Source organism: Pseudonocardia halophobica, from assembly GCF_050948485.1.
GTDB lineage: Bacteria > Actinomycetota > Actinomycetes > Mycobacteriales > Pseudonocardiaceae > Pseudonocardia > Pseudonocardia halophobica.
On sequence record NZ_CP192046.1, the window covers coordinates 2,091,821 to 2,112,947 of the forward strand.

General features: G+C 75.2%; 23 protein-coding genes. 13 read left to right on the top strand and 10 right to left on the bottom strand.

The features are described 5' to 3' along the window. Window positions 1-7: 7 nt before the first annotated feature. Window positions 8-517 (bottom strand): GNAT family N-acetyltransferase, encoded by a 510-nt coding sequence (locus tag ACQP04_RS10015; RefSeq protein WP_433506780.1) that lies wholly within the window; start codon window positions 515-517, stop codon window positions 8-10. Window positions 518-562: 45 nt separating this feature from the next. Here ACQP04_RS10015 and ACQP04_RS10020 point away from each other — a divergent pair, with 45 nt between their 5' ends. Next, a complete protein-coding gene (locus ACQP04_RS10020) occupies window positions 563-1,102 on the top strand; it encodes a TetR family transcriptional regulator (RefSeq protein WP_433506781.1) in 540 nt (179 codons plus the stop codon). 74 nt (window positions 1,103-1,176) lie between these two features. Here the strand turns inward: ACQP04_RS10020 and ACQP04_RS10025 are convergent, their stop codons facing one another. Beyond that, complete coding sequence (locus ACQP04_RS10025) at window positions 1,177-1,848, bottom strand: pyridoxamine 5'-phosphate oxidase family protein (RefSeq protein WP_433506782.1); 672 nt, start codon at window positions 1,846-1,848, stop codon at window positions 1,177-1,179. A gap of 80 nt (window positions 1,849-1,928) precedes the next feature. Between ACQP04_RS10025 and ACQP04_RS10030 the strand changes: the two genes are divergently transcribed. Then, complete coding sequence (locus ACQP04_RS10030; protein WP_433506783.1) at window positions 1,929-3,320, top strand: PLP-dependent aminotransferase family protein; 1,392 nt, start codon at window positions 1,929-1,931, stop codon at window positions 3,318-3,320. Between the two features lie 44 nt (window positions 3,321-3,364). Continuing rightward, a complete protein-coding gene (locus ACQP04_RS10035; RefSeq protein ID WP_433506784.1) occupies window positions 3,365-3,709 on the top strand; it encodes a nuclear transport factor 2 family protein in 345 nt (114 codons plus the stop codon). Between the two features lie 67 nt (window positions 3,710-3,776). Here the strand turns inward: ACQP04_RS10035 and ACQP04_RS10040 are convergent, their stop codons facing one another. Further along, window positions 3,777-6,353: an MFS transporter gene (locus tag ACQP04_RS10040; RefSeq protein WP_433508338.1), complete on the bottom strand. Its 2,577-nt coding sequence runs from the start codon at window positions 6,351-6,353 to the stop codon at window positions 3,777-3,779. A 229-nt stretch (window positions 6,354-6,582) separates the two neighbouring features. Next, the gene (locus tag ACQP04_RS10045; RefSeq protein ID WP_433506785.1) at window positions 6,583-7,029 is read right to left on the bottom strand and encodes a TIGR03618 family F420-dependent PPOX class oxidoreductase; all 447 of its coding nucleotides are present in this window, start codon (window positions 7,027-7,029) and stop codon (window positions 6,583-6,585) included. A 50-nt stretch (window positions 7,030-7,079) separates the two neighbouring features. On the opposite strand from ACQP04_RS10045, the gene ACQP04_RS10050 reads away from it, so the two are divergent. Then, window positions 7,080-7,964 carry an isocitrate lyase/PEP mutase family protein gene (locus tag ACQP04_RS10050; protein WP_433506786.1) on the top strand — a complete coding sequence of 295 codons (885 nt, stop codon included), beginning with the start codon at window positions 7,080-7,082 and terminating at the stop codon, window positions 7,962-7,964. 101 nt (window positions 7,965-8,065) lie between these two features. Beyond that, the gene (locus ACQP04_RS10055; protein ID WP_433506787.1) at window positions 8,066-9,190 is read left to right on the top strand and encodes a D-alanine--D-alanine ligase family protein; all 1,125 of its coding nucleotides are present in this window, start codon (window positions 8,066-8,068) and stop codon (window positions 9,188-9,190) included. A 200-nt stretch (window positions 9,191-9,390) separates the two neighbouring features. Here the strand turns inward: ACQP04_RS10055 and ACQP04_RS10060 are convergent, their stop codons facing one another. Both ACQP04_RS10060 and ACQP04_RS10065 read right to left on the bottom strand, forming a co-directional pair. Then, a complete protein-coding gene (locus ACQP04_RS10060) occupies window positions 9,391-9,972 on the bottom strand; it encodes a DUF3515 domain-containing protein (RefSeq protein ID WP_433506788.1) in 582 nt (193 codons plus the stop codon). Window positions 9,973-10,003: 31 nt separating this feature from the next. After that, the gene (locus tag ACQP04_RS10065) at window positions 10,004-10,240 is read right to left on the bottom strand and encodes an Lrp/AsnC ligand binding domain-containing protein (protein ID WP_037043291.1); all 237 of its coding nucleotides are present in this window, start codon (window positions 10,238-10,240) and stop codon (window positions 10,004-10,006) included. Window positions 10,241-10,329: 89 nt separating this feature from the next. On the opposite strand from ACQP04_RS10065, the gene ACQP04_RS10070 reads away from it, so the two are divergent. Further along, window positions 10,330-11,340: a thiamine-phosphate kinase gene (locus ACQP04_RS10070; protein WP_433506789.1), complete on the top strand. Its 1,011-nt coding sequence runs from the start codon at window positions 10,330-10,332 to the stop codon at window positions 11,338-11,340. A gap of 140 nt (window positions 11,341-11,480) precedes the next feature. On the opposite strand, the gene ACQP04_RS10075 is transcribed toward ACQP04_RS10070, so the two are convergent. Then, window positions 11,481-12,425: a hypothetical protein gene (locus ACQP04_RS10075; RefSeq protein ID WP_433506790.1), complete on the bottom strand. Its 945-nt coding sequence runs from the start codon at window positions 12,423-12,425 to the stop codon at window positions 11,481-11,483. Window positions 12,426-12,595: 170 nt separating this feature from the next. Here ACQP04_RS10075 and ACQP04_RS10080 point away from each other — a divergent pair, with 170 nt between their 5' ends. Next, window positions 12,596-13,783 carry an MFS transporter gene (locus tag ACQP04_RS10080; RefSeq protein ID WP_433506791.1) on the top strand — a complete coding sequence of 396 codons (1,188 nt, stop codon included), beginning with the start codon at window positions 12,596-12,598 and terminating at the stop codon, window positions 13,781-13,783. Window positions 13,784-13,921: 138 nt separating this feature from the next. Beyond that, on the top strand, window positions 13,922-15,019 hold the full coding sequence (locus ACQP04_RS10085) for an MFS transporter (protein WP_433506792.1): 1,098 nt from the start codon (window positions 13,922-13,924) through the stop codon (window positions 15,017-15,019). A gap of 2 nt (window positions 15,020-15,021) precedes the next feature. Here the strand turns inward: ACQP04_RS10085 and ACQP04_RS10090 are convergent, their stop codons facing one another. Then, entirely contained in the window at window positions 15,022-16,365 is a 1,344-nt protein-coding gene (locus ACQP04_RS10090) for an ABC1 kinase family protein (RefSeq protein WP_433506793.1), read from the bottom strand. Window positions 16,366-16,736: 371 nt separating this feature from the next. Here ACQP04_RS10090 and ACQP04_RS10095 point away from each other — a divergent pair, with 371 nt between their 5' ends. Continuing rightward, entirely contained in the window at window positions 16,737-17,321 is a 585-nt protein-coding gene (locus ACQP04_RS10095; RefSeq protein ID WP_433506794.1) for an NAD(P)-binding domain-containing protein, read from the top strand. A 173-nt stretch (window positions 17,322-17,494) separates the two neighbouring features. Continuing rightward, entirely contained in the window at window positions 17,495-17,827 is a 333-nt protein-coding gene (locus ACQP04_RS10100) for a hypothetical protein (protein WP_433506795.1), read from the top strand. Between the two features lie 25 nt (window positions 17,828-17,852). Here the strand turns inward: ACQP04_RS10100 and ACQP04_RS10105 are convergent, their stop codons facing one another. Both ACQP04_RS10105 and ACQP04_RS10110 read right to left on the bottom strand, forming a co-directional pair. Continuing rightward, the gene (locus tag ACQP04_RS10105) at window positions 17,853-18,677 is read right to left on the bottom strand and encodes a hypothetical protein (RefSeq protein ID WP_433506796.1); all 825 of its coding nucleotides are present in this window, start codon (window positions 18,675-18,677) and stop codon (window positions 17,853-17,855) included. Window positions 18,678-18,734: 57 nt separating this feature from the next. Next, window positions 18,735-19,262 (bottom strand): DUF1697 domain-containing protein, encoded by a 528-nt coding sequence (locus ACQP04_RS10110; RefSeq protein WP_433506797.1) that lies wholly within the window; start codon window positions 19,260-19,262, stop codon window positions 18,735-18,737. A 166-nt stretch (window positions 19,263-19,428) separates the two neighbouring features. On the opposite strand from ACQP04_RS10110, the gene ACQP04_RS10115 reads away from it, so the two are divergent. From ACQP04_RS10115 to ACQP04_RS10125, 3 genes are all read left to right on the top strand, one after another. Further along, complete coding sequence (locus ACQP04_RS10115; protein ID WP_433506798.1) at window positions 19,429-20,097, top strand: DedA family protein; 669 nt, start codon at window positions 19,429-19,431, stop codon at window positions 20,095-20,097. A 71-nt stretch (window positions 20,098-20,168) separates the two neighbouring features. Further along, window positions 20,169-20,420 (top strand): hypothetical protein, encoded by a 252-nt coding sequence (locus ACQP04_RS10120; protein ID WP_433506799.1) that lies wholly within the window; start codon window positions 20,169-20,171, stop codon window positions 20,418-20,420. Between the two features lie 99 nt (window positions 20,421-20,519). After that, window positions 20,520-20,966: a nitroreductase family deazaflavin-dependent oxidoreductase gene (locus ACQP04_RS10125; RefSeq protein WP_433506800.1), complete on the top strand. Its 447-nt coding sequence runs from the start codon at window positions 20,520-20,522 to the stop codon at window positions 20,964-20,966. The last annotated feature ends 161 nt before the right edge of the window (window positions 20,967-21,127 follow it).

Below are 21,127 nucleotides of genomic sequence, written 5' to 3' on the forward strand. Positions count from 1 at the left end.
TCGGAGGTTACGTGACCACCCGGGTGTGACCGCCGGGCCCCAGGGACAGCACATAGTCCTGACCGATCAGGTCCGCGCCGAAGCTGTGGTGCGGTTCCTCGGCGACGAGCCGGAAGCCCGCGTCGAGGTAGAGGCGGCGGGCCGCGTCGAGGACGTCGTTGGTCCAGAGCCGCAGCGTGGCGTAGCCCTGCTCCCGCGCGAAGTCGACGCAGGTGGACACGAGCCGGCGGCCGAGCCCGTGCCCGCGGGCGTCGGGGTGGACGAGCAGGATCCGCAGCACGGCGGTGTCCGGGTCCGGGCCGGCCACGCACAGCACGCAGCCGACGCGGCGGCCGTCGAGCTCGGCGATCCAGCCGCGCTCCCGCGGACCGGGCGTGAACTCCGCCACGATCCGCGCCACGAGGGCCTCGAAGCTCGTGTCCCAGCCGTACTCCGCGGCGTACAGCTCCCCGTGCGCACCGACGACCCACCCGAGGTCGCCGGGCCTGCCGATCTCCCGGATCTCGATCTCGGCCATCGCGCCTCCTCGACTGAAACGAGTGTTTCAGTGCAGGATGACGCGATGACCGGAGAAGGGCAAGGAGCGGGCTCGCCGCGGCGGGAGGAACTGCTGGAGGCGGCGTACGCGTACGTGCTGCGGCACGGGCTCACCGACCTGTCGCTGCGCCCGCTCGCCCGCGAGGTCGGGAGCAGTCCGCGGGTGCTGCTCTACCTCTTCGGGTCGAAGGACGGGCTCGTCCGGGCCCTGCTCGGGCGCGCCCGCACCGCCGAGCTCGCCCTGCTCGCCGACCTGCCCGAGGGCGATGCACCAGGCCTGCTCCGGGCGTTGTGGGAGTGGCTCGCCGCGCCCGCGCACCGCGACCTGCTGCGGCTGTGGGTCGAGGGGTACGGGCGTGCGCTCGTCGAGCCGGAGGGGCCGTGGGCGGGGTTCGCCGAGGCCACGGTGCGGGACTGGCTGGTGGTGCTCGGCCGGGTGCTGCCCGAGGCCGCCGCCACCGAGGCGCTCGCCGTCCTGCGCGGCGCCCTGCTCGACCTGCTGGCCACGGGTGACGCGGACCGGACGGGAGCGGCGGTGGCGGCCCACGCCGCCCGCCTGGGCTGAACCGAGGCGGGTGGGATTCCGGCAGGTCGTCGGGGGTCGTGAGTGCCGGCCGCCCCTCCAGGGGCAGTTGCCGCTCACGGGGTGCGGGTGGTGACGTGCGGGGGGATCGGGGCGTCGGCAGGCACGTGCGGGTCGGGCCGGGGTGCGCCGAACGTGCTGGTCAGCGGGACGACGCCGGCCCAGACCTCGGGCGAGAGGTCCTCCGGGTCGTCGGCGGGCGGGCCGGTGCGGATCTTCACGCTGGCCTCGTCGAGGTCCAGCGCGAGCACGGCGGTGGCGGCCAGCTCGCGGCGGGTGGGCGGGCGCGTGTAGTCCCAGGAGCCGGGCGCGAGGTGCTCGACGATCACCCGCAGCGCGTCCGTGCGCTCGGGCTCCGCGGTGACCAGCCGGGCGGTGCCGTGCGCGACGGCGCTGCGGTAGTTCATCGAGAAGTGGAAGGCCGAGCGGGCGTAGACGATCCCGTCGAGGTGCGTGACGGTCGCGCACACCGGGACCCCGCCCTCGCGCAGCCAGCGCGCGCCGGAGGACCCGTGCACGTAGAGGGTGTCGCCGATGCGGCCGTAGCCGGTGGGCAGCACGACCGGAGCGCCGTCGCGGACCAGCGCGAGGTGGCAGACGAGGCCGTGGTCGAGGACGTCGTACAGCGCGGCCCGGTCGGTGGCCCCGCGCTCGCGGTGGCGGCCGACGGTGCTGCGCGGGGTGGGGGACAGGGTGGGGCACGGGGTGGTGCTCACGGCGTCGCTCACGGCCTCGAGTCTGGGGCCGGAGGTGGCATCCTGGAACGGCCACTCCGCCTCAGATCCGGAAGGCCACTGCCGTGTCGATCGTGACCGAGCTGCCGCCGCTGCACCTCGACCGCGCGGGCTCCGAGCCGCTCGCGGCCCAGCTGGCCGACGCGCTGCGCGCCGCGGCCGCGGGTGGCGCGCTGCGGGCGGGGGACCGGCTGCCATCGACCCGCGAGCTGGCCGCCGTCCTGCGGGTCAGCCGCACCGTGACGGCGGCCGCCTACGACCAGCTCCTGGCAGAGGGGTGGGTCGAGGGGCGGGTGGGCGCGGGCACCTTCGTGACCGCGGTCCCGGCGGCCGGTCCGGCCCCGGGTCCGGAGCCGCGCAGGGAGGCGGCGGACGAGCGGTTGCGGATCGAGCTGCGCCCCGGCACGCCCTGCACCGAGGTCCTGGACCGGGCCGCGTGGCGGCGGGCATGGCGGGCGGCGGCGGATCCCGAGCCCGACCTGCTGCCCCGCTACGCCGGGCTGCCCGGGTTCCGCGCCGCCGTCGGCGAGCACCTGCTGCGCCACCGCGGGCTCGTCGCGCGTCCCGACGAGGTCCTGGCCACCGGCGGGAGCACGGGCGCGATCGCCGAGCTGGCCCGGGTGCTGCCGGAGGGTGCACGGGTGGCGGTGGAGGAGCCGGGGTACCGGCGCGCCGCCGACGCGCTGGCGGCGGCCGGTCTCGAGGTCGTCGGCGTGCCGGTCGACGCCGAGGGGCTGCGGGTCGAGGACCTGCCCGCCGGCCTGGCCGCGGTCTACTGCACCCCGGCGCACCAGTTCCCCGTCGGCGGGCGGATGCCGGCCGCGCGGCGGATCGCCCTGGTCGAGCGGGCGCGGGCCGAGGGCCTGCTGGTGATCGAGGACGACTACGACGGCGAGCTGCGCTACGACGTCGCCCCGCTGCCGTTGCTCGCCGCCCTCGGCCCGGACGTCGTCGCGCACGTCGGGACGGCCAGCAAGATCCTCACGCCGACGCTCGGGGTGGGCTGGCTGGTCGCGCCGCCCGCGGTGCGTGCGGCCGTGGCGGAGCGCCGGGAGCGGACCGGGTCGCGGCCCGCGCCGGCGGGGCAGCGGGTGTTCGCGGCCTTCGCCACCTCCGGCGACCTGGCCCGGCACCTGCGCCGGCTGCGCCGCGAGCTGGGGGAGCGCCGGCGGCTGCTGGTCGAGGCGCTGGCCGGGGTGCCGCTGCGGGGCGACCGGGCCGGCGCGCACGTCCTCGTCCCCTTGCCCGACGCGGCCACCGCCCGCGCCGTGCAGGCCGCGGCGGCCGAGCGCGGGGTGGGCCTCGAGGTGCTGGAGCGCTACGCGGGCGCGGAGGCGGCGGGCGGGATCGTGATCGGCTACGCCGGGTCCCCGCGCGCCGAGTTCACCGCCGCGCTGCCGGTCCTGGCCGCGGTGCTCGACGGACGGTGCGCAGCGGGGCTGACAGAGCTGTCGAACGGTCGTTAGGCTCGCGCGCGGATTCCCCCGCACCGGAGCGAGAGGCGACCGCGATGACGCGCACCCCCGTCGACGTACTCACCGACCACCTCAAGGCGCTCAACGCGCACGACGTGGACGCGATCCTCACCGACTACGCCCCCGACGCCGTGCTGATCACCCCGGGTGCCGCGCTGCAGGGGCACGACGCGCTGCGCCAGGCCTTCGGCGGGCTGATCGAGCAGATGCCGAACTGCGTGTTCACCGAGAAGTCGGTCACGGAGGCCGACGGGGTGATCCTCCTGGAATGGGCGCTGGAGTCCGACGTCGCGACCGTCTCGGACGGCATCGACACCATGGTGGTGCGCGACGGGCTCATCGTCGCGCAGACGGCCCGGTTCACGCCCCGGCCCCGCTGACGGCTCGTCCGGTCCCCGCACGCCACCGGCCCGCATCCCTGGGGACACGGGCCGGTCGTGTGGTGTGTCAGTCCCCGGCGACGGGGGTGTTCCGCTGCGCGTGTCGGGCGGGATCGGCGGTCTCCGCGGCCGTGCCCACGGCGCCGAGCCGCAGCTCGACGTCGGTCGTGCCGGTGCCGGACAGCTCCACCCGCGTGACCGCGGGCAGGTGCACGCTGGTGGTCACGGTGTAGGTGCCGGGCACGACCCGCGGGACCGTGAACCGGCCGTCCGCCCCGCTCGTGGCAGTGCCGACGACCTCGCCCGCCCCGTCGACCACGGTCACGAGCGCATTGGGCAGGAGGCGCCCGTCCGGCCCGGTGACCGTGCCGCCCAGCCCGCCCCCGGCGTCGAGCACCAGCTCGACGGGGGCGGCGCCCTCGGCGGTCACGTGCACCGTGGTGGCCCTGGGCTCGTGCCCGGCCAGGGTCGCGGTGACGGTGGTGGTGCCGACCGGGATGCCGTCGAGGCGGAAGCGCCCGTCCTCCCCGGTGACGGCGCGGCCGACGAGCCGGCCCGTGCCGTCGAGCGCGAGCACCGAGACCTGCGGCGCCGGTCGCTCGCCTGCGCGGACCAGGCCGTGCACCGCCCCGTCGCCGCTGAGGTCGAAGTCCTGGGCCGCGCCCCTGCCGTTGAGCGCCACGGTGGCGACTTCGGGCCGGAAGCCCGGCGCGGTCGCGACCACCATGTACGTGCCGCTGGGCAGGCCGTGCAGGGCGTAGGTGCCGCCCTGGTCGACCTCGGTGCGGCCGACCTGCCGCCCGTCCGGCGCCGTGACCGTCACGACGCCGCCCGGGATGGCGGTGCCGTGCGGGGTGCGCAGCGAGCCGACGACCGTGCCCGCCTCCGGGACCGCCTCGGCGGCTCCGGCGAAGCCCGCGAGCGCCGCGGTCCCGACGGCCGGACCCACCGTGGGCAGCGGCGAGGTCGCGGTGTCGGACCAGTCCTCGGTGTCGACCAGCTCGCCGCCCTCGGCTGCCAGCTCCGCGCCGACCGTCTCGGGGACCGGCGACGTCTGCCGGCGCCCGGTGAAGATCGACGCGACGGCCGCGACCACGCAGGCCGCGACGGCGAACCAGAACGCCGCGGTGAGGCCCTCGGAGAAGGGCTGCGAGATCAGGTTCGGGAAGAAGCTGCGCCCGGTGAGGAAGTTCGCCTGGTCGACCGGGATCCGGTCGAGGACGCCGCCGAGCAGCTCCTGGATCGGGTTGTAGCCGAGGAACGCGGCGAACAGCACGCCGACCGGCGGGAGGTCCGCGATGCGCGAGGCGTCCGCCGCCGGCACGCCGTTCTGCACCAGGCCGGTCTCCATGACCGTCGGCAGGTGCGTGGACAGCCCGGCGATCATGAGGCTGAAGAAGAAGCCGATCGACAGCACCATGGCGGCGTTCTGGAAGGTGGCCGTCATGCCGGCGCCGGCGCCCCGGGCGTCGGCCGGCAGGCTGTTCATGATCTCGGCGCGGTTCGGCGAGGCGAACAGGCCCATGCCGATGCCGTTGACCAGCAGGATGACCGCGAAGGCCCAGTAGTCGAAGTTGACCGGCAGGATCTCCAGCAGGACGAAGCTGACCGCGGTGATCACCATGCCGCCGGTGGTGAACCACTTGGCGCCCCACTTGTCCGACAGGATCCCGGACAGCGGCGCCGAGGCGAGGAAGCCGATGGTCAGCGGCAGCATGTAGATGCCGGCCCACAGCGGCGTCTGCTCGAAGCTGTAGCCGTGCTGCGGCAGCCAGATGCCCTGCAGCCAGATGATCAGCACGAACTGCAGCCCGCCGCGACCGAGCGAGGCCAGCAGGTTCGCGAGGTTGCCGAGGGTGAAGGCGCGGTTGCGGAACAGCGAGAGCTCGAACAGCGGGGCGGCCACCTTCGTCTCGATGATCCCGAAGATCACCAGGACGACGATCCCGCCGATGATGCAGCTCAGCACCATCGGGCTGCCCCAGCCCATGACGCTGTCGCCGTAGGGCTGGATGCCGTAGGTGATGCCGATCAGCAGCACGATGAGGCCCACCGCGAAGGTGATGTTGCCCCACCAGTCCATCTTCGCCCGCACGCGACGGCCGTTGTCGTGCAGCTTGTAGTAGGCCCAGAAGGTGCCGAACACGCCGAAGGGCACCGACACGACGAACACCAGGTGCCAGTTCACCGGGCCCAGCAGGCCGCCGATCACCAGGCCGAGGAAGGAGCCGGCGATCGCGGCGACGCCGTTGATGCCCAGGGCGAGCCCGCGCTGGTTGACCGGGAACGCGTCGGTGAGGATCGCGCTCGAGTTCGCCATGAGGAACGCGCCGCCGATGCCCTGCACGATGCGCCAGGCGATCAGCCAGATCGCGGCGGCGTCGCCCTGCTGCCAGGTGACGGCCAGCAGGATCGACGAGATCGTGAAGACGGCGAAGCCGAGGTTGTACATCCGGACGCGGCCGAACATGTCGCCGAGCCGACCGAAGCCGACGACCAGCACCGCCGTGACGACCAGGAAGCCCATGATCATCCACAGCAGGTAGCTGGTGTTCGACGACTCCAGCGGGTTGATCCCGATCCCGCGGAAGATGTCGGGCAGCGCGATGAGCACGATCGACGAGTTGATCGTGGCCATGAGCATGCCCAGCGTGGTGTTGGACAGCGCGATCCACTTGTAGCCGGGGCCGGGGTCGCGGGCCTCCCCCGGTCGGTCGATGACGGCAGCCTGCTCGGCCGGCACGGTCTCTCCCCACGGACGACGATTAGTTGTCTCAGGCTAACCGTTTCGGCATGCCACGGTCGAGCGGGAAGTTCCGCGACCGGGGGTGTGATCTCCCACAGTGGAGGCGAGCGCCCACGCTGCGTGAGGCTCAGGCGTTGCCGTAGACCTTCGTCGGGGTGACGAGAACCGCGACGCGGCCCTCCTCCCGCATCACGCGGTCGTAGGTCTCCCAGTCGTCGTGCGTGCCGCCGGCCGCGGTGAACACCGCCCGGAGCAGCAGCCGCAGCTCCTCGGGATCGCTGTTGTCCGGACCGATCAGCTCGCTCATGCCGTCGACCGCCGCCCACCGCCAGCCCGCCCGCCACAGCACCGACGTGGCCGGCCGCGCCCGCAGGTTGCGCAGCTTCACGCGCCCGTACGTGACGTACCCGACCACCGGTGCGCCCGTGCGCGGGTGCTCGAGCACCCCGGCGTTGACCAGCGACGAGTGCGGGGTGCCGTCCTCCCGCACCACGCTGATCGACGCGAGCCCGTGTTCCTGCCCGACCATCCGCCGGGCCGCCTCGAGGGCGGCGCCGATGTCCCCAGTGCTCATGCACCTCAGTGTGGACCCGGTCACCGACGGACCTGTGTCACGCTCGTGGCATGTCCGACCTGCTGTCCACAGCTCCGCGCGCTCGGCTGCGCGACCTGCTCTCCGGGCCCGGCCCGCTCGTCGCCCCCGGCGCCTACGACGCCCTGTCCGCCCGGCTCGTCGAGCAGGCGGGCTTCGACGCCGTCTACATGACCGGCTTCGGCACGACGGCGGGCCTGCTCGGCCGCCCGGACGTCGGCCTGCTGACCGGCACCGAGATGGCCGACAACGCCCGCCGGATCGTCGCGGCCGTCGACGTGCCGGTGATCGCCGACGGCGACACCGGCTACGGCAACGCGATCAACGTGCTGCGCACCGTGCAGACCTACGAGCAGGCCGGCGTGGCCGCGATCCAGCTCGAGGACCAGGTCACGCCGAAGAAGTGCGGCCACATGAGCGGCAAGGAGATCGTGCCGCTGCCGGAGATGCTCGGGAAGATCCGCGCCGCCGCCGAGGCCCGCCGCGACCCCGAGTTCCTGATCATCGCGCGGACGGACGCCGTCGCCGTCGAGGGTGTCGACGCGGCGATCGCGCGGGCGAAGGCCTTCCGCGAGGCCGGCGCGGACCTGCTGTTCGTCGAGGCGCCCACCGCGGAGGCGGACATCGAACGGATCGCGGGCGAGCTCGCCGGGGTCGCCCCGCTCGTCTTCAACTGGGCGGAGGGCGGGAAGACCCCGCCGCTGAGCCTGGAGCGGATGACCGAGCTCGGGTTCGCGCTGGTCATCTACCCGATCGGCACGCTGCTCGCGGCCACCGCCGGGATCCGGTCGCTGCTGGAGACCCTGCGCAAGGACGGGACCCCGCAGGCCGCGCTGCCCGGCCTGCCGGCCTTCGACGAGTTCACCTCGCTGGTCGGCCTGCCCGAGGTGCAGGAGCTGGAGCAGCGCTACCGCTGATCCCTGTGCGGCGAACGGGAGCGCCGCTCGCCGGTCCGGGGACCGGGGGTTCGGCGGGGCGTGCGGCGCGCCGGTGGCCGGCCCGCCTACGCTCCCCGGTCATGAGCGAGCCCGCGAGCGAGTCCGCGTCCCGGTCCGGCCGGATCCGGGTGGCCGTCGTCTTCGGCGGGCGCAGCTCCGAGCACGCGATCTCGTGCGTCTCGGCGGGCAGCGTGCTGACCCATCTCGACCGGGAGCGGTTCGACGTCGTGCCGGTCGGGATCGCGCCCGACGGCGCGTGGGTCCTCGGCACCGACGACCCGGCGGCCCTGCGCATCCGGGACCGCGCGCTGCCGCAGGTCGACCCCGCCGCCACGGCCCTCGCGCTGCCCGGCGACCCGACCCGGGGTGGCCTGCTGCGGCTCGACCCGGGTCGCGCGGGCGAGGTGCTCGCGGGCGTCGACGTGGTGTTCCCGGTGCTGCACGGCCCGTTCGGCGAGGACGGCACCATCCAGGGCCTGCTCGAGATGGCCGGGCTGCCGTACGTCGGTGCCGGGGTGTTCGCCTCCGCGGCCGGCATGGACAAGGAGTTCACCAAGAAGCTCCTGGCCGCCGAGGGGCTGCCGGCCGGGAACCTCGTGGTGCTGCGGCCCCAGGCCCGGACCCTGTCGGCCGACGAGCGCGAGCGGCTCGGGCTGCCGGTGTTCGTCAAGCCGGCGCGGGCCGGGTCGTCCGTCGGCATCACGAAGGTGAGCGACTGGGCCGACCTCGACGCCGCGATCGCCACCGCCCGCGTGCACGACCCGAAGGTGCTGGTGGAGGCCGCGATCGTAGGGCGCGAGGTGGAGTGCGGGGTGCTGGAGCTGCCCGACGGCACGCTGCGCGCCTCGGTGCCGGCCGAGATCCGGCTCGTCGGCGGGGCCAGCGAGTTCTACGACTTCGAGGCCAAGTACCTCGACGACGTCTGCGAGTTCGACATCCCCGCCAAGCTCGACGACGCCGTCGCCGAGCGGCTGCGCGAGACGGCGATCGCCGCCTTCCGCGCCCTGGACTGCCAGGGCCTGGCCCGCGTCGACTTCTTCGTCGCCGAGGACGGGGAGCTGACCGTCAACGAGGTCAACACCATGCCCGGCTTCACGCCCATCTCCATGTACCCGCGGATGTGGGCGCACACGGGCGTCGACTACCCCACGCTGCTCGCCACGCTGGTCGACACCGCCCTCGCGCGGGGCACCGGCCTGCGCTGAAGCTCCCGACTCGCGCGTCCAGATCTCCCGACTCGCGCGTCCAGATCTCCCGACTCGCGCGTCCAGATCTCGCGACTCGCGCGTCCAGATCTCGCGACTCGCGGGTCTGGGTCCGCGAGTCGGGAGTTCCGGCAGCGCGAGTCGGGAGTTCCGGCAGCGCGAGTCGGGGGTTCCGGTCGCGCGAGTCGGGACTGAGTGCGTCAGCGGACGGCGATGGCCGTGAGGGGGAGGGTGCGTGCGATCGCGTCGGAGACCGCCTGGACCGGGCCGGTGCCGACGGCCGTGGGCGTCGTGAGCGCCACGTAGACCCCGCGGTCGACCGCCACATAGGTGACGAGCGTCGGCTGCGGGGTGCCGTCGGAGATCGTGAGCCAGCTGACGCCGTTGACGTCCGTGAGGGTGGAGGCCGGCGTCAGCTCCTGCGGGCGGGGGAGACCGCAGCGCAGCACCACCGGTCGCGGCGCGGCCGCCCACGCCCGCGCCCCGGGCTGCACGGGCTCGGCGAGCGGCCGCGTGGGGAACGCCGGGTCGCCGGGGAGGTCGGCGGGCAGCGCCGCGAGCAGGCTCGTGCAGGCCGGGGAGGACGCATCGGGGGCGTCGACCGGCGCGAGGGCGAGCGGTCCCGTCTCCGGAGCGGGGGCGGGCGCGTCGAACGCCCCGGCCCGCGCCGCGATCCCGAACCCGGCCACGACCAGCGCGAGCAGGACCGGCAGCGCGATCGCGAGGACCACCGCCGGCCGTCGCAGGTCGGGGCCGTGCCGCGGACTGGTCGGGGAGGACATGGACGTGCCCGGTTCCGGGATCCGGCTCGGTTCAGCTCAGTTTGACCACGGGGCAGGTCAGGGTCCGGGTGATCCCCGAGACCCCCTGCACCCGCGCGACGACGAGCTGCCCCAGCTCGTCGACGTCGGCGGCCTCGGCGCGCACGATGACGTCGTACGGCCCGGTGACGTCCTCGGCGGTGACGACGCCCTGGATGGCACCGATCTCGGCGGCGACCGCCGCCGCCTTGCCGACCTCGGTCTGGATGAGGATGTAGGCCTGCACCACGGCGTGCCCCTTCCGGTTCTGCTTGTCTGGGGACCCGCCGGACGGCGTCCGACGGGAAAGTCGGAAGGCAACGTACCTGAGGAGAGCCCGTGTCCCCATCGTCGCGCACCCCGTCGGGGGCCACCGAGGCGAGCGACACACCGAGCGAAGCGGACGAAACGCCCGCACTGGCCACGATCGGGGAGTTCGGGCTCATCGAGCGCGTGACCCGGGACCGGGTCCAGCCGCCCGCGACGCTGCTCGGCCCCGGCGACGACGCCGCCGTCGTCGCCCAGCCGGACGGGCGGGCCGTGGCGTGTGTCGACGTCCTCGTGGAGGGCGTGCACTTCCGGCTCGACTGGTCGGCGCCGGAGGACGTCGGGCGCAAGGCGGTCGCGGCCAATCTGTCCGACGTCGCGGCGATGGGGGCGGTGCCGACCGGCCTGCTCGTCGGCCTCGCCGCGCCCCGCGACACGCCCGTCGAGACCCTCGAAGGGCTGGCGACCGGGATGTGGACCGAGGCCGAGGTCGTCGGCGTGGGGCTGGTGGGCGGCGACGTCGCCTCCTCGCCCACGCTCGTGGTCTCGGTGACCGCGCTCGGCTCGCTGGAGGGACGCGCCCCGGTGACCCGCGACGGTGCCCGGCCCGGCGACGTCGTCGCCGTGTGCGGTCGGATCGGCTGGGCCGCCGCCGGGCTCGCCGTGTTGACCCGCGGGTTCCGGGCGCCCGGCGTGCTCGTCGACGCCCACCGCGTGCCCACCCCGCCGTACGCCGCCGGGCCCGCGGCCGCGCTCGCCGGTGCCACCGCGATGATCGACGTGTCCGACGGCCTGCTGGCCGACCTGGGGCACGTCGCCGCGGACTCCGGGGTGCGGATCGAGCTGCGGCGCGACGCGTTCGCGGTGCCCGACCGGTTGGCGGAGGTCGCGCCGGCGCTCGGCGTCGACCCGATCGACTGGATGCTGACCGGCGGCGAGGACCACGCGCTGGCCGCGACCTTCCCGGCCGGCACCACCCTGCCCGCAGGGTTCGTCGAGGTCGGCGCGGTGGTCGAGGGGGAGGGCGTGGTCGTCGACGGCGAACCCTACGCCGGTGCCCCCGGGTGGGAGCACTTCACCTGACGGCGACACGGGCGGTGGAGCCCGGCGCGGGATCGCGGCGGCGCCGGGAGGGGCGACGTCGCTGTGAGAACCGGGAACGTGATCGGTCGCGGCGTGTGGTGCAGGAGCCGCTGTGGTGCGGCTGCTGCACCGCAGCGCGCTCAGCTCCGGCGGCGGAACAGCCGGCGCAGCAGGGTGTCCGGCTTGCCCGGCACGGAGCGCTGCGGGTGTGCGAAGGGGCGGTCCGCGGGGTCGACCGGGGCGATCGGCAGGGCGGGAATGGTCGCGGGCGCGGGAGGCGAGGCGATCGGCTGCAGCACCTTCGTCGACGGGCCGGAGACGGGCGGGGCCGCCCGGAGAGGCTTCGGACGCCGGGCCGGCGTCGGCTTCGGTCCGGTGTCGTCCGTGCGGGACAGCTCGACGGTCGTCTCCAGCTCCGACGGCTCGTCCGGCACGGCGGCGGGCGGGTCGACCGGTGTCGCCGCGGGCCGTGCAGCCGCCTCGTCCACCAGGTCCTCGGCCTCCGGCTGCCCGGCGGCGTGCGGTGCGGGCTCGATCCGCGAGGCCTCCGTCGCCGGCTGGGCATCGGGCTCCGGTGCGTCCGACTTCGCATCGCGCTCCGCCGGGTCCGGCGGGCCCGTGACGAGGTCCTCGGTCTCCGGCTCGGCTGCCCGCACCTCGGCTGCCCCGGCCTCGGCTTCCTGAGCCCCGGCATCGTCCGCGTCGGCCTGCATCGCGGCAGCCCGGGTCGCCTCGGCCTCGGCGTCGTCCGCGTCGGCTCGGCCCTCGGCCGGCTCCTCGTCCGGGCCGGCCTTCTCGATCCCGGCTGCCGTCGGCTCCTCGGCGCCGGCCGGCACGCCCGCCGGCTCCTCGCACGGCTCCGCGCCCGCGGAGGGAGCCCCACCTGCCTCGACAGAGTGAGCAGGAGCCCCCGCCGCGGACGTGTCGCGCGCGTCCGCGGCGGGGGAGGTGCGGGGGCGCGGGCTGGGACGGACCCGCAGGTAGGTCGTGCGCTCGGCGGGCCGGACCTCGGACTCGTCCCTGCGGCCGTCGGGCGTGCCCGATGCTGTCGACTCCTCGGTGGTGCTGCGTCCCGACTCGCTCACGGCCCGGCTATCGGGCCTGCGCGCGACGCCGTTACGCGGTGGCGTCACCTCTCCCGGCGACCGGTCGACCACGCACGGGCACCGGCCCGGGTCATGAGTGCCGATGATCCATTGCGTCTATTGCCACTCACAGGGCGGCGGGCGGGCGGTCGGTCGGGTACGCAGGAGCGGTGAACGCACGGTCCGCGTCGCTCGTCCTGGTCGGCCTGCTCGCGCTGTCGCTGAACCTGCGGGCGGCGCTGTCCGCCTACCCGCCGCTGCTGGGCGAGGTGCGCGAGTCCCTCGGGATCGCCGCCGGCACGGCCGGAGCGGCGCAGACCGGCGCGATCCTCGCGATGGCCGGCGGCTCGTTGATCGGTCCGCGGGTCGGGGCCCGGTTCGGCGCGGTGCGGGCGCTCGGTGGGTCGGTCGGGCTGGTCGCGCTCGGCAGCCTGGTCCGCGGGGTCCCGGCGCTGGCCGCCCTCTTCGCCGGGACGCTGGTGATCGGCCTCGGCATCGGCGTCGCGGGCGTGCTGCTCACCGCGGTGGTGAAGGACCGCCTCGCCGCCCGCGCGGGCGCCGTGAGCGGCGCGTACGTCGTCGCGATGATGCTGGGTTCGACGATCGTCAGCGCCCTGGCCGTGCCGGTGGCCGTCGCGCTGGGCGGCTGGTCGTACTCCCTGGCGCTGTGGGCGGTGCCCGCCCTCCTGGCGGTCGCCATCTGGGTCGCGATCATGCGCGGCGACGCCGGCGCCCGCAACGGATCGGCGACGACGCCGCGCCGGCTGCCCTGGCGCGACCCCTTCGCGCGCCTCGCCGCGATGTACCAGTCCGGGGTGTCGCTCACCGTCTACGGCTCGCTGACGTGGGTCGCACCGGCCTACGTCGACCGCGGCTGGAGCCCTGCCACCGCCGCCCTGCTCATCGCGGTGTGGAGCGTGGCGCAGATGCCGTCGGCGCTGATCGTGCCGACCCTCGCCGACCGGTCGGGGCACTTCCGGCGGTGGGCGTTGCTCATGGCGTCGTGCGTGGTCGTGGCGGTGCTGGGGATGGTGCTGCTGCCCGAGCCGCCGGTGGCGGGCGCGTGGCTGTGGGTCGCGCTGATCGGGATCGGCTGCGGCGCGGGCTTCCCGCTCGGGCTGTCGGTGATCGCTCACCGGACCCCCGACCCGGCGGCGAGCGCCGCGACGAGCGGACTCGCCCTCGGCGTCGGGTACACCGTGGCGGGGATCGGGCCGCTGCTGATGGGCGTGCTCGTCGACCTGACGCACGGCTACACCGCGGCGCTGCTGGTGCTGCTCGGCGCTGCGGTGCTGCAGATCGTCGCGACGATCGGGATCGGCGATCACAGGCGCGAGGCCGCCGCCGCGACCACCTGAGAAAACCCCGGGACGGCATGCCGACGGCGTCGCTACGCTGCCGCCGTGCCTTTCCTTTGACGCACGTCCCGCCCCCTGCCGCCGGCCGCTCGCGGTCCGGCGCGCCTGGTCGTCGGCTGGGCCCTGCTCGCCGACGTCGTGCCGCTCTACCCCCTCTACGCGCTCTTCTTCGCCGAGCACGGCATGTCCGGGGCGGAGATCTCCGCCCTCTTCGCCGTCTGGTCGGTCACGGGGCTGGTCGCGGAGGTGCCGTCGGGCGCTCTGTCCGACCGGTTCTCCCGACGGCGGGTGCTCGCCGCGGGCGGGGTCCTGCAGGGCGCGGCCTACGCCCTGTGGCTGCTCGCGCCCGGCTTCCCCGGGTTCGCCGCGGGCTTCGTCGTGTGGGGCGTCGGGACGTCGCTGTTCAGCGGCACGGTCGAGGCCCTCGTCTACGAGGTCCTGAGCGCCGCGGAGGCGGCCGACCGGTACGCGGGGGTCCGGGGACTCGTCACCGCGGCCGGGCACGCCGCACAGGTGCCCTCGGCGGCCGCCGCGACGGTCCTCGTCGCGACGGGCGGGTACGCGCTGGTCGGCTGGGTGAGCGTCGGGACCTGCCTGGCCGCAGCCGTGCTCACCGTCGCCTTCCCCGACCCGCCGCGCGCCGGTCCGCCGGACGACGACCCGGACGAGACCGCCGAAGACCTCACGTACTGGCAGACCCTGCGCGCCGGGCTCGCCGAGGCCGTCGGCAGCCGCGCGGTCCGGGGGGCCCTGCTCGCGGCCGCGCTGGTCGGCGGGGTCGACGCGCTGGAGGAGTACTTCCCGCTGATCGTGGGTCAGCAGGAGGCGGTGGCGCTCGTCGCCGTGCCCGGTCTCCTGGTACTGGTCGCGCTCGCAGGGGCGGCCGGTGCCGCCCTGGGTGGGCGGGCCGGGGTCCTGCGCGGTCGCGGGCTCGCGACGCTGCTGTTGCTGGCCGCCGCCGCGCTGCTGGCCGCCGGGCACGGGGGAGCGGTCGGCCTGGCCGCCCTCGGCACGTACTACGCCCTGCAGCAGTGCGCCCAGGTCGTCACGGACACCCGGGTGCAGGAGCGGCTCTCCGGCCGGGCCCGCGCCACGTCGACCTCGGTCTCGGCCCTCGGCACCGAGCTCGTGGCGCTCGCGGTGTTCGCGACCTGGGGCCTCGGCGGGACGCCGGCGGTCGCCGTCGGCCTGCTGGTCCTCGCCCCGGCGGTGTGGTGGCTGCTGCGGCGTGCCTGAGCTCAGCCGGCGAAGCCGGGCACCCAGCGCTCGACGAGGCCGCGGGCGGCCACGGTGCAGTCGAGCCGCGCGAGGATGTTCATCCACCCCGAGAGCACCCGCATGACCAGCGCGTACTCGGGCGGGAAGGACAGCGCGCGGCCGGTGTCGCGGTAGGCCCGGTTGGTCGGGTTGGCCACCCGGGCTCCCTGCCGCGCGATCCACGCCTCGGTGAAGTGGAACTTCTCGACGCGCAGCGGGTCGGCAAGCGCGCCCACCCAGCGGAGGACGTCGGCGGTCCCGGCCCCGGGGGCGAGGAAGCCCTCGGCGCGCAGGAGCCGGTCGAGGCCCTCGGCGTCCTGCTCCGCGGTGAGCTTCAGGATCCGCACGAGCACCGGCGGGATCCCGTCCGGCAGGTTCGCGGCCGCCCCGAAGTCGATCATGCCGAGGCCGCTGCCGTCCGCCAGCACGAGGAAGTTGCCGGGGTGCGGGTCGGCGTGCAGCAGCCCGACCCGGGCGGGCGAGGCGAACATCGTCTCGACGACGGTGTGCCCGAACCGGTCCCGGTCCTCCTCGGCCCCGCGCCCGCCGAGCAGATCCCGCAGCGGGAACCCGTCGAGCCACTCGGTGACCAGGACCTTCGGCGCCGACGCCACCACCCGAGGGATGCGCAGGCCCGGCCGGTCCGCGAAGCCGGCCGCGAAGGCGCGCTGGCGGTCGGCCTCGAGCCGGTAGTCGACCTCCTCCATCGTCCGCTCGCGCAGCTCGCGGACCAGGGCGCGGGCGTCGAGCGCCGGGAAGATCGCGCCGAACAGCCGGGAGAAGCGCTCCAGGGTGCGCAGGTCGGAGTCGAGCGCGAGGTCGGCGCCGGGGTACTGCACCTTGACGGCGACGTCCCGGGGCCGGCCGTTCGACCCCCGCCAGACGGCCCGGTGCACCTGGCCGATGCTCGCGGCGGCGCGCGGCTCGTCGTCGAACTCCGTGAACCGCTCCCGCCAGCCGCGGCCCAGCTGCTCGGCGAGCATCCGGTGGACGTCCGCGACGGGCATGGGCGGGCTCGACGTCTGGAGCTTGGCCAGGGCCTCCTGGTACGGCCCGGCGATCTCGGCGGGGATCATCGCGTCGTAGACCGACAGCGCCTGGCCGAGCTTCATCGCCCCGCCCTTGAGCGAGCCGAGGACGGCGAAGAGCTGTTCGGCGTTGCGGGCGAGGGTGGTGGCGGTGACCTCGTCCGCGTCGGCCCCGGCGAGCGTGCGGCCCCAGCCGCTGACGGCCCGGCCGGCGAACGTGAGGGGCAGCGAGGCGAGCCGCGCGGAACGGCCGAACCCGTTGCGGGGGACGCCCCGGTCCGCCCTCTCGTCCGCCATCGCACCCCTTTCCGCAACCCACGGTGACCCTACTGTCACGCGGCGGGAGCGCAGCCCGGCACCCGGTCCCGTACCCCGGCCGTGGGGGTGTCATTCCCGTGGGCCGGTGGCCGGGAGTGCGGCTGGCGTGCCCGTTCGTGGTGGTGGACGGCGCCGCGGCGCCGGTGGACGGGCGGGTCAGGGCGGCGGTGGTCGACTCGGGCTGCTGGCGATCCGGCCGGGCGTGGTCCGCGGGCTCGCCGACCGGGACGTCCGGGTGGCCCGGGCGCTCCTTCACGAGCTGAGCGAGCGCGCCACCGCCTTCGCCGCGGAGATCAGCGGGTCGGCCTTCTCCACCGTCCGCCCTCGACAACCCGGGGTGGATGAACCCGATGCTCGGCGCGCAGCCGGCGGGCTCTCACCTGACAGCCGCCCAGGTGTGCCGGCGCCTGGAGGTCCTGGCCACGCGGTGCCCCGTGCACGAACAGGTCCCCGTGACCTCCTTGATGCCGGACGGCGGTGGGTGGCTGCTCCGCGCCGGCGACGGCCCCATCCACGCGCACACCGTCGTCGTGGCCACGTGCGGGGAGAACGTCCCCCGGACGCCGCGCGCGGCCGGGCTGCTGCCGTCCGGGATCCTCCAGCTCCACGCCGCGGACTACCGCCCGCCGGCGCTGCTGCCTGCCGGCGCGGTGCTCGTCGTCGGCAGCGCGCAGTCGGGCTACCAGATCGCGGACGAGCTGCTCGGCGCCGGCCGGCGGGTCGTCCTCGCGTCCTCGCGACCTGCCGCGCCGGTCGTGCCCCCGCCCGGCACGCCGGGAGGGAGACCGTCGAGTGGCTCGCCGAGAGCGGGTTCTTCGACCAGCGCCCCGACGACCTGCCCGACCCGACGGTCCTGCACGCACCGCAGCCGCTGCTCGCCCCCGGCGGCCGCAGCGCCAGCCTGCACACCCTGGCCCGGCGGGGCGCCGTCCTGACCGGCCGGCTCGTCGGCATCGACGGCCGGCGGCTTCGCTTCGACGACAGCACCGCGGCCACGATCGCCGCCGCCGACGCGTTCGCCGCACGGATCAGGACGCTGCTCGACGAGCACCCTCCGGCGCACCGGTCGCGCCCGCCCGCCCCGGAACCCGACCCCGCCGACGAGCCGGTGGACATCACCCCTCCGACGTGCCTCGACCTGGGCGCCGCCGGGATCGGGACGGTGATCTGGTGCACCGGGTACACGGGGGACTTCTCGTGGCTGCACCCCGTGCTGCGCGACGGCGGCCGGCCGGTGCGCCGCGGCGCCGCGGGAGCGCTCCCGGGCATCTGGTACCTCGGCCTGCGGTGGCTGCTCCGCCGGTGCTCGGGCAACTTCTTCGGGTTTCCCGGCGACGCGGCCACCGTCGCCGACGAGGTCGCGCGGACCCTGCACGGGAACGGGACGGGGACCCGGCGCCGGCCCCGCCCGGCCGCGCTCGACCTCGTCCGGACCACGTGAACGCACCACGGGCGCGCGACGGGCCTCAGGGCGCCGCGGACAGGAGTTCGGCCCGGCGGCCGAGGAGGGCGTCGGCGACCAGCCCCTCACCGGCGGCGGCCACGGCCGGGGCGTAGGCGTCGAAGAACTCGACGTACACGCCGACCAGGTGCGTACGGAGGTCGCGGACCGCCGCAGCAGCGTCGTCGATGCCGGACTCGCGCCACCGCATGGCGGCGTGCGCGAGCGGCGCGTGGGCTCCGTGCCGCCCGTACCAGGTCGCCGCGGCGCCGTTGTGACCCATGCGCCCGGACGCGAGCGTGTAGAGGAAGCGGATCGGGAACAGCGCCGCCTTGCTCGCCACCCGCGGGCCGGCGGCCACCTGCTCCTCCGGCCTGTGCAGGGCGGCGAGGTAGGCCTGGTCGAACCTCTCGACGGCGAACTGCGCCGCCTCCACGACCAGCGTCGTCGGAGCGGGACGGGCCGCGTCGCCCCGCTCGTCCACCCCGTACAACAGGCGGCCGTCGTCGAGGAGGTCGAGCCGGTCCACCGCCGGGAGCCGCGAGCGCGGGCCGGCCCCGTGCCGGACGCCGTGCCAGTCCGACCAGAAGACCGACAGGCGCTCCGCGAGCGGGTTCGCCGCCCGCTCGACGGTCGCGCGCCGGATCTCGGCGACGCGGGCGCCGACGTCGTCGGGGAGCGCGTCGAGGACCAACGCCAGGTCGATGTCGCTCGCGAGCGGGGCGAAGCCGCCGTGGGCCAGGCTGCCCAGCGCGAACGCGGCGCTCAGGCGGTCGCCCAGGACCTCGCGCGCCACCGCGGTCGTCGTCCGCAGCACCTGCTCGCCGCCCTCGCGGTCCTCGCCGGCCATCCGGGCACCCTCGCACGATCCGCCGTCGTCGGGCACGGGTCGGGCCCACCGCCGGACTCAGTCGGGGATCGCCCCGATCAGCTTCTCCAGGGTGTTCCAGTTGCGGCCGGTGGTCGGCACCTTCCACGCCTTGCGCACGAACGCGGCGACGTCCGGGGAGTTCGAGATCCCGTCCGGGCACCACTGGTAGATCAGCCCGCCGCGCACCACGATCCGGTCCGGGTCGAGCTCGGTGGGGCTCGGCGCGCCCGGCGGGGGTTCGCCGAAGAGCCAGAGCACGAGCATCCGGGAGCCGTTGTCGGCAACGTCACGCAAGGGATGTCCGTCCGCCGCCGCCTCCAGGTCGGCCCTGGTCAGCGCCAGCACCCTGATCTCCGTGCCGTACCGCTCGGCGAGGGCCTCCTCGACCCGCTCGGCGACGACCGCGGCGGGCTCGTCGGCGGCGAGGACGGCGTTGCCGCTCTGCAGCAGCGTCCTGACCTGCGTGTACCCGAGGTCCGTGAGCATCTCGCGCAGCTCCGCCATCGCGACCTTCTTGTTGCCGCCGACGTTGACGCCCCGCAGGAGCACCGCGTAGCCCGACACGGGCGGGAACCTACACCCGCCCCGGCGACCCGACCGCTCACCGCACACGGAACGCATCCGGCTGGCCTCGGGGACGGGACGGGGGTGTTCCCCCGTGACCCTGCCGTGACGTTCTGGGACTCTGGTCCGAGTACTCCGCGAGACCCCCGTGGGAAGGACCCCCCTCGTGCAGCTTCCCGACGCCGGCGCCCTCGTGGCGCTCTTCGACGCCGTGCTGCACAGCGTGTGGCTGCTACCGGTGCTCGCGGTGCTGATCGCGTTCGACGGCCCGTTCCCCGTGCTGCCCAGCGAGACGCTGCTGACGGTGGGCGCGGCCGCGGCGTTCGGCACCGGCGACGTCGTCGGCGTGCTCGGGCTGTTCCTCGCGTCGATGGTCGGCTCGATGCTCGGCGACGTGGCGGTGTACGCCCTCGGCCGCAGCTCGAACCGGCTCCTGCGCGGCGCGGGCCAGAAGGACGACGGGCTGGGCGCGTGGGTCCGGCGCAACCTCTGGAGCAGGCCGATCGTCGCCTGCGTCGGCGCGCGGCTCGTCCCCGGCGGGCGGCTGGTGAGCACCGCCGCGTGCGGGCGCGTGCGGCTGCCGGTGCGGATGTTCCTGCCCGCCACCGCGGCCAGCTCGGCCATCTGGGGCGTGTACATGCTGCTGGTCGGCGCGGTGCTCGGCCCGATCACCAAGGGCAACCCGCTGCTCTGCCTCGCCGCCGGCATGATCATGGCGGTGGTCACGGCGGGCGGTTTCGAGGCCGCCCGGCGCATCCGCCGCCGTGTGCTGGCCCGGCGTGCGGCCGCCACGGTCGCCCCGGTCGCCACCTCGGAGCCCGCGCTCGCGCGCTGACCCCGTTCCACCCCTGCGGCCCGTCTCATGCTGAGACGGGCCGCACGTGTGTGCGGGCCGAGAATGATCGGGTGCGCGACGAGGCGTGGGTGGTCGAGGTGGGGGAACAGAACGCGGCCTGGTTGGCCACGGAGAGCCGGACGGCGCGGCTGGCCCGCGAGTACCGGCCCGTCGACATCGGGGACGGCAGGGTGCGCTACAACGCCCGCGCGCTGGGTGCGGCGCGCGAGCTGGGCGAGGAGGAGGACGGCTTCCTCACCGACGACGCCGACGGCCTGCGGGTCTGGATCGGCGACGACGCGTTCGAGCTCGACCGCGAGTAGCGCACAGAATCGAGAGCACTGCTCTTGACGGGAGAGCGGTCCTGAGGTTCACTCGTGGCATCGAGAGAGCACTGCTCTCGAACGAGACGAGGAGTCACAATGATCGAGCCGCAGCAGCGCTACCTGGCCCCGAAGAGCGGCACCGCCGTGTTCAACCGGATCGTCGCCGCGCTGACCCGGGCCGGGATCAGCGTCATGGGCAGCCGTGTGCTGGCCGTCCGCGGCCGCACGAGCGGTCAGTGGCGCACCACGCCGGTGAACCTGCTGCAGGTCGAGGGGGAGCGGTACCTGGTCGCGCCCCGCGGCCACACGCAGTGGGTGCGGAACCTGCGGGCCGCGGGCACCGGTGAGCTGCGCCTCGGCCGGCGGGTCGAGACCTTCACCGCCGTCGAGCTGGACGACGACGAGAAGCTCCCGATCCTGCGCGAGTACCTGCGGAAGTGGGCCTGGGAGGTCGGTGCCTTCTTCGAGGACCTCGACAAGGACTCGCCCGACGACGCGCTCCGTGCGGCCGCCCCGGGCTTCCCCGCCTTCCGCATCCGGTGAAGTTTGCTGTCCGGTGCCGGTGGGGGCTCCCCAGTCCACCGGCACCGGTGTCGGGTTCAACGCTGCGGGCCGCCCGGGGTTTCGGTCGGAATCCCACGAACCCCACCAGTCCCGCCGAACGTGGCACGAGATGCGCCGATCGGTCACTCCCGCGCCGACCT

What these genes read in the sequence shown, in the direction of transcription:
- ACQP04_RS10040 (WP_433508338.1), bottom strand. Translation starts at nt 6,353, where the DNA reads ATGCTCATGGCCACGATCAACTCGTCGATCGTGCTCATCGCGCTGCCC.
- ACQP04_RS10020 (WP_433506781.1), top strand. Translation starts at nt 563, where the DNA reads ATGACCGGAGAAGGGCAAGGAGCGGGCTCGCCGCGGCGGGAGGAACTG.
- ACQP04_RS10060 (WP_433506788.1), bottom strand. Translation starts at nt 9,972, where the DNA reads ATGTCCTCCCCGACCAGTCCGCGGCACGGCCCCGACCTGCGACGGCCG.
- ACQP04_RS10095 (WP_433506794.1), top strand. Translation starts at nt 16,737, where the DNA reads ATGCTCGGCGCGCAGCCGGCGGGCTCTCACCTGACAGCCGCCCAGGTG.
- ACQP04_RS10035 (WP_433506784.1), top strand. Translation starts at nt 3,365, where the DNA reads ATGACGCGCACCCCCGTCGACGTACTCACCGACCACCTCAAGGCGCTC.
- ACQP04_RS10125 (WP_433506800.1), top strand. Translation starts at nt 20,520, where the DNA reads ATGATCGAGCCGCAGCAGCGCTACCTGGCCCCGAAGAGCGGCACCGCC.
- ACQP04_RS10015 (WP_433506780.1), bottom strand. Translation starts at nt 517, where the DNA reads ATGGCCGAGATCGAGATCCGGGAGATCGGCAGGCCCGGCGACCTCGGG.
- ACQP04_RS10090 (WP_433506793.1), bottom strand. Translation starts at nt 16,365, where the DNA reads ATGGCGGACGAGAGGGCGGACCGGGGCGTCCCCCGCAACGGGTTCGGC.
- ACQP04_RS10050 (WP_433506786.1), top strand. Translation starts at nt 7,080, where the DNA reads ATGTCCGACCTGCTGTCCACAGCTCCGCGCGCTCGGCTGCGCGACCTG.
- ACQP04_RS10045 (WP_433506785.1), bottom strand. Translation starts at nt 7,029, where the DNA reads ATGAGCACTGGGGACATCGGCGCCGCCCTCGAGGCGGCCCGGCGGATG.
- ACQP04_RS10055 (WP_433506787.1), top strand. Translation starts at nt 8,066, where the DNA reads ATGAGCGAGCCCGCGAGCGAGTCCGCGTCCCGGTCCGGCCGGATCCGG.
- ACQP04_RS10105 (WP_433506796.1), bottom strand. Translation starts at nt 18,677, where the DNA reads ATGGCCGGCGAGGACCGCGAGGGCGGCGAGCAGGTGCTGCGGACGACG.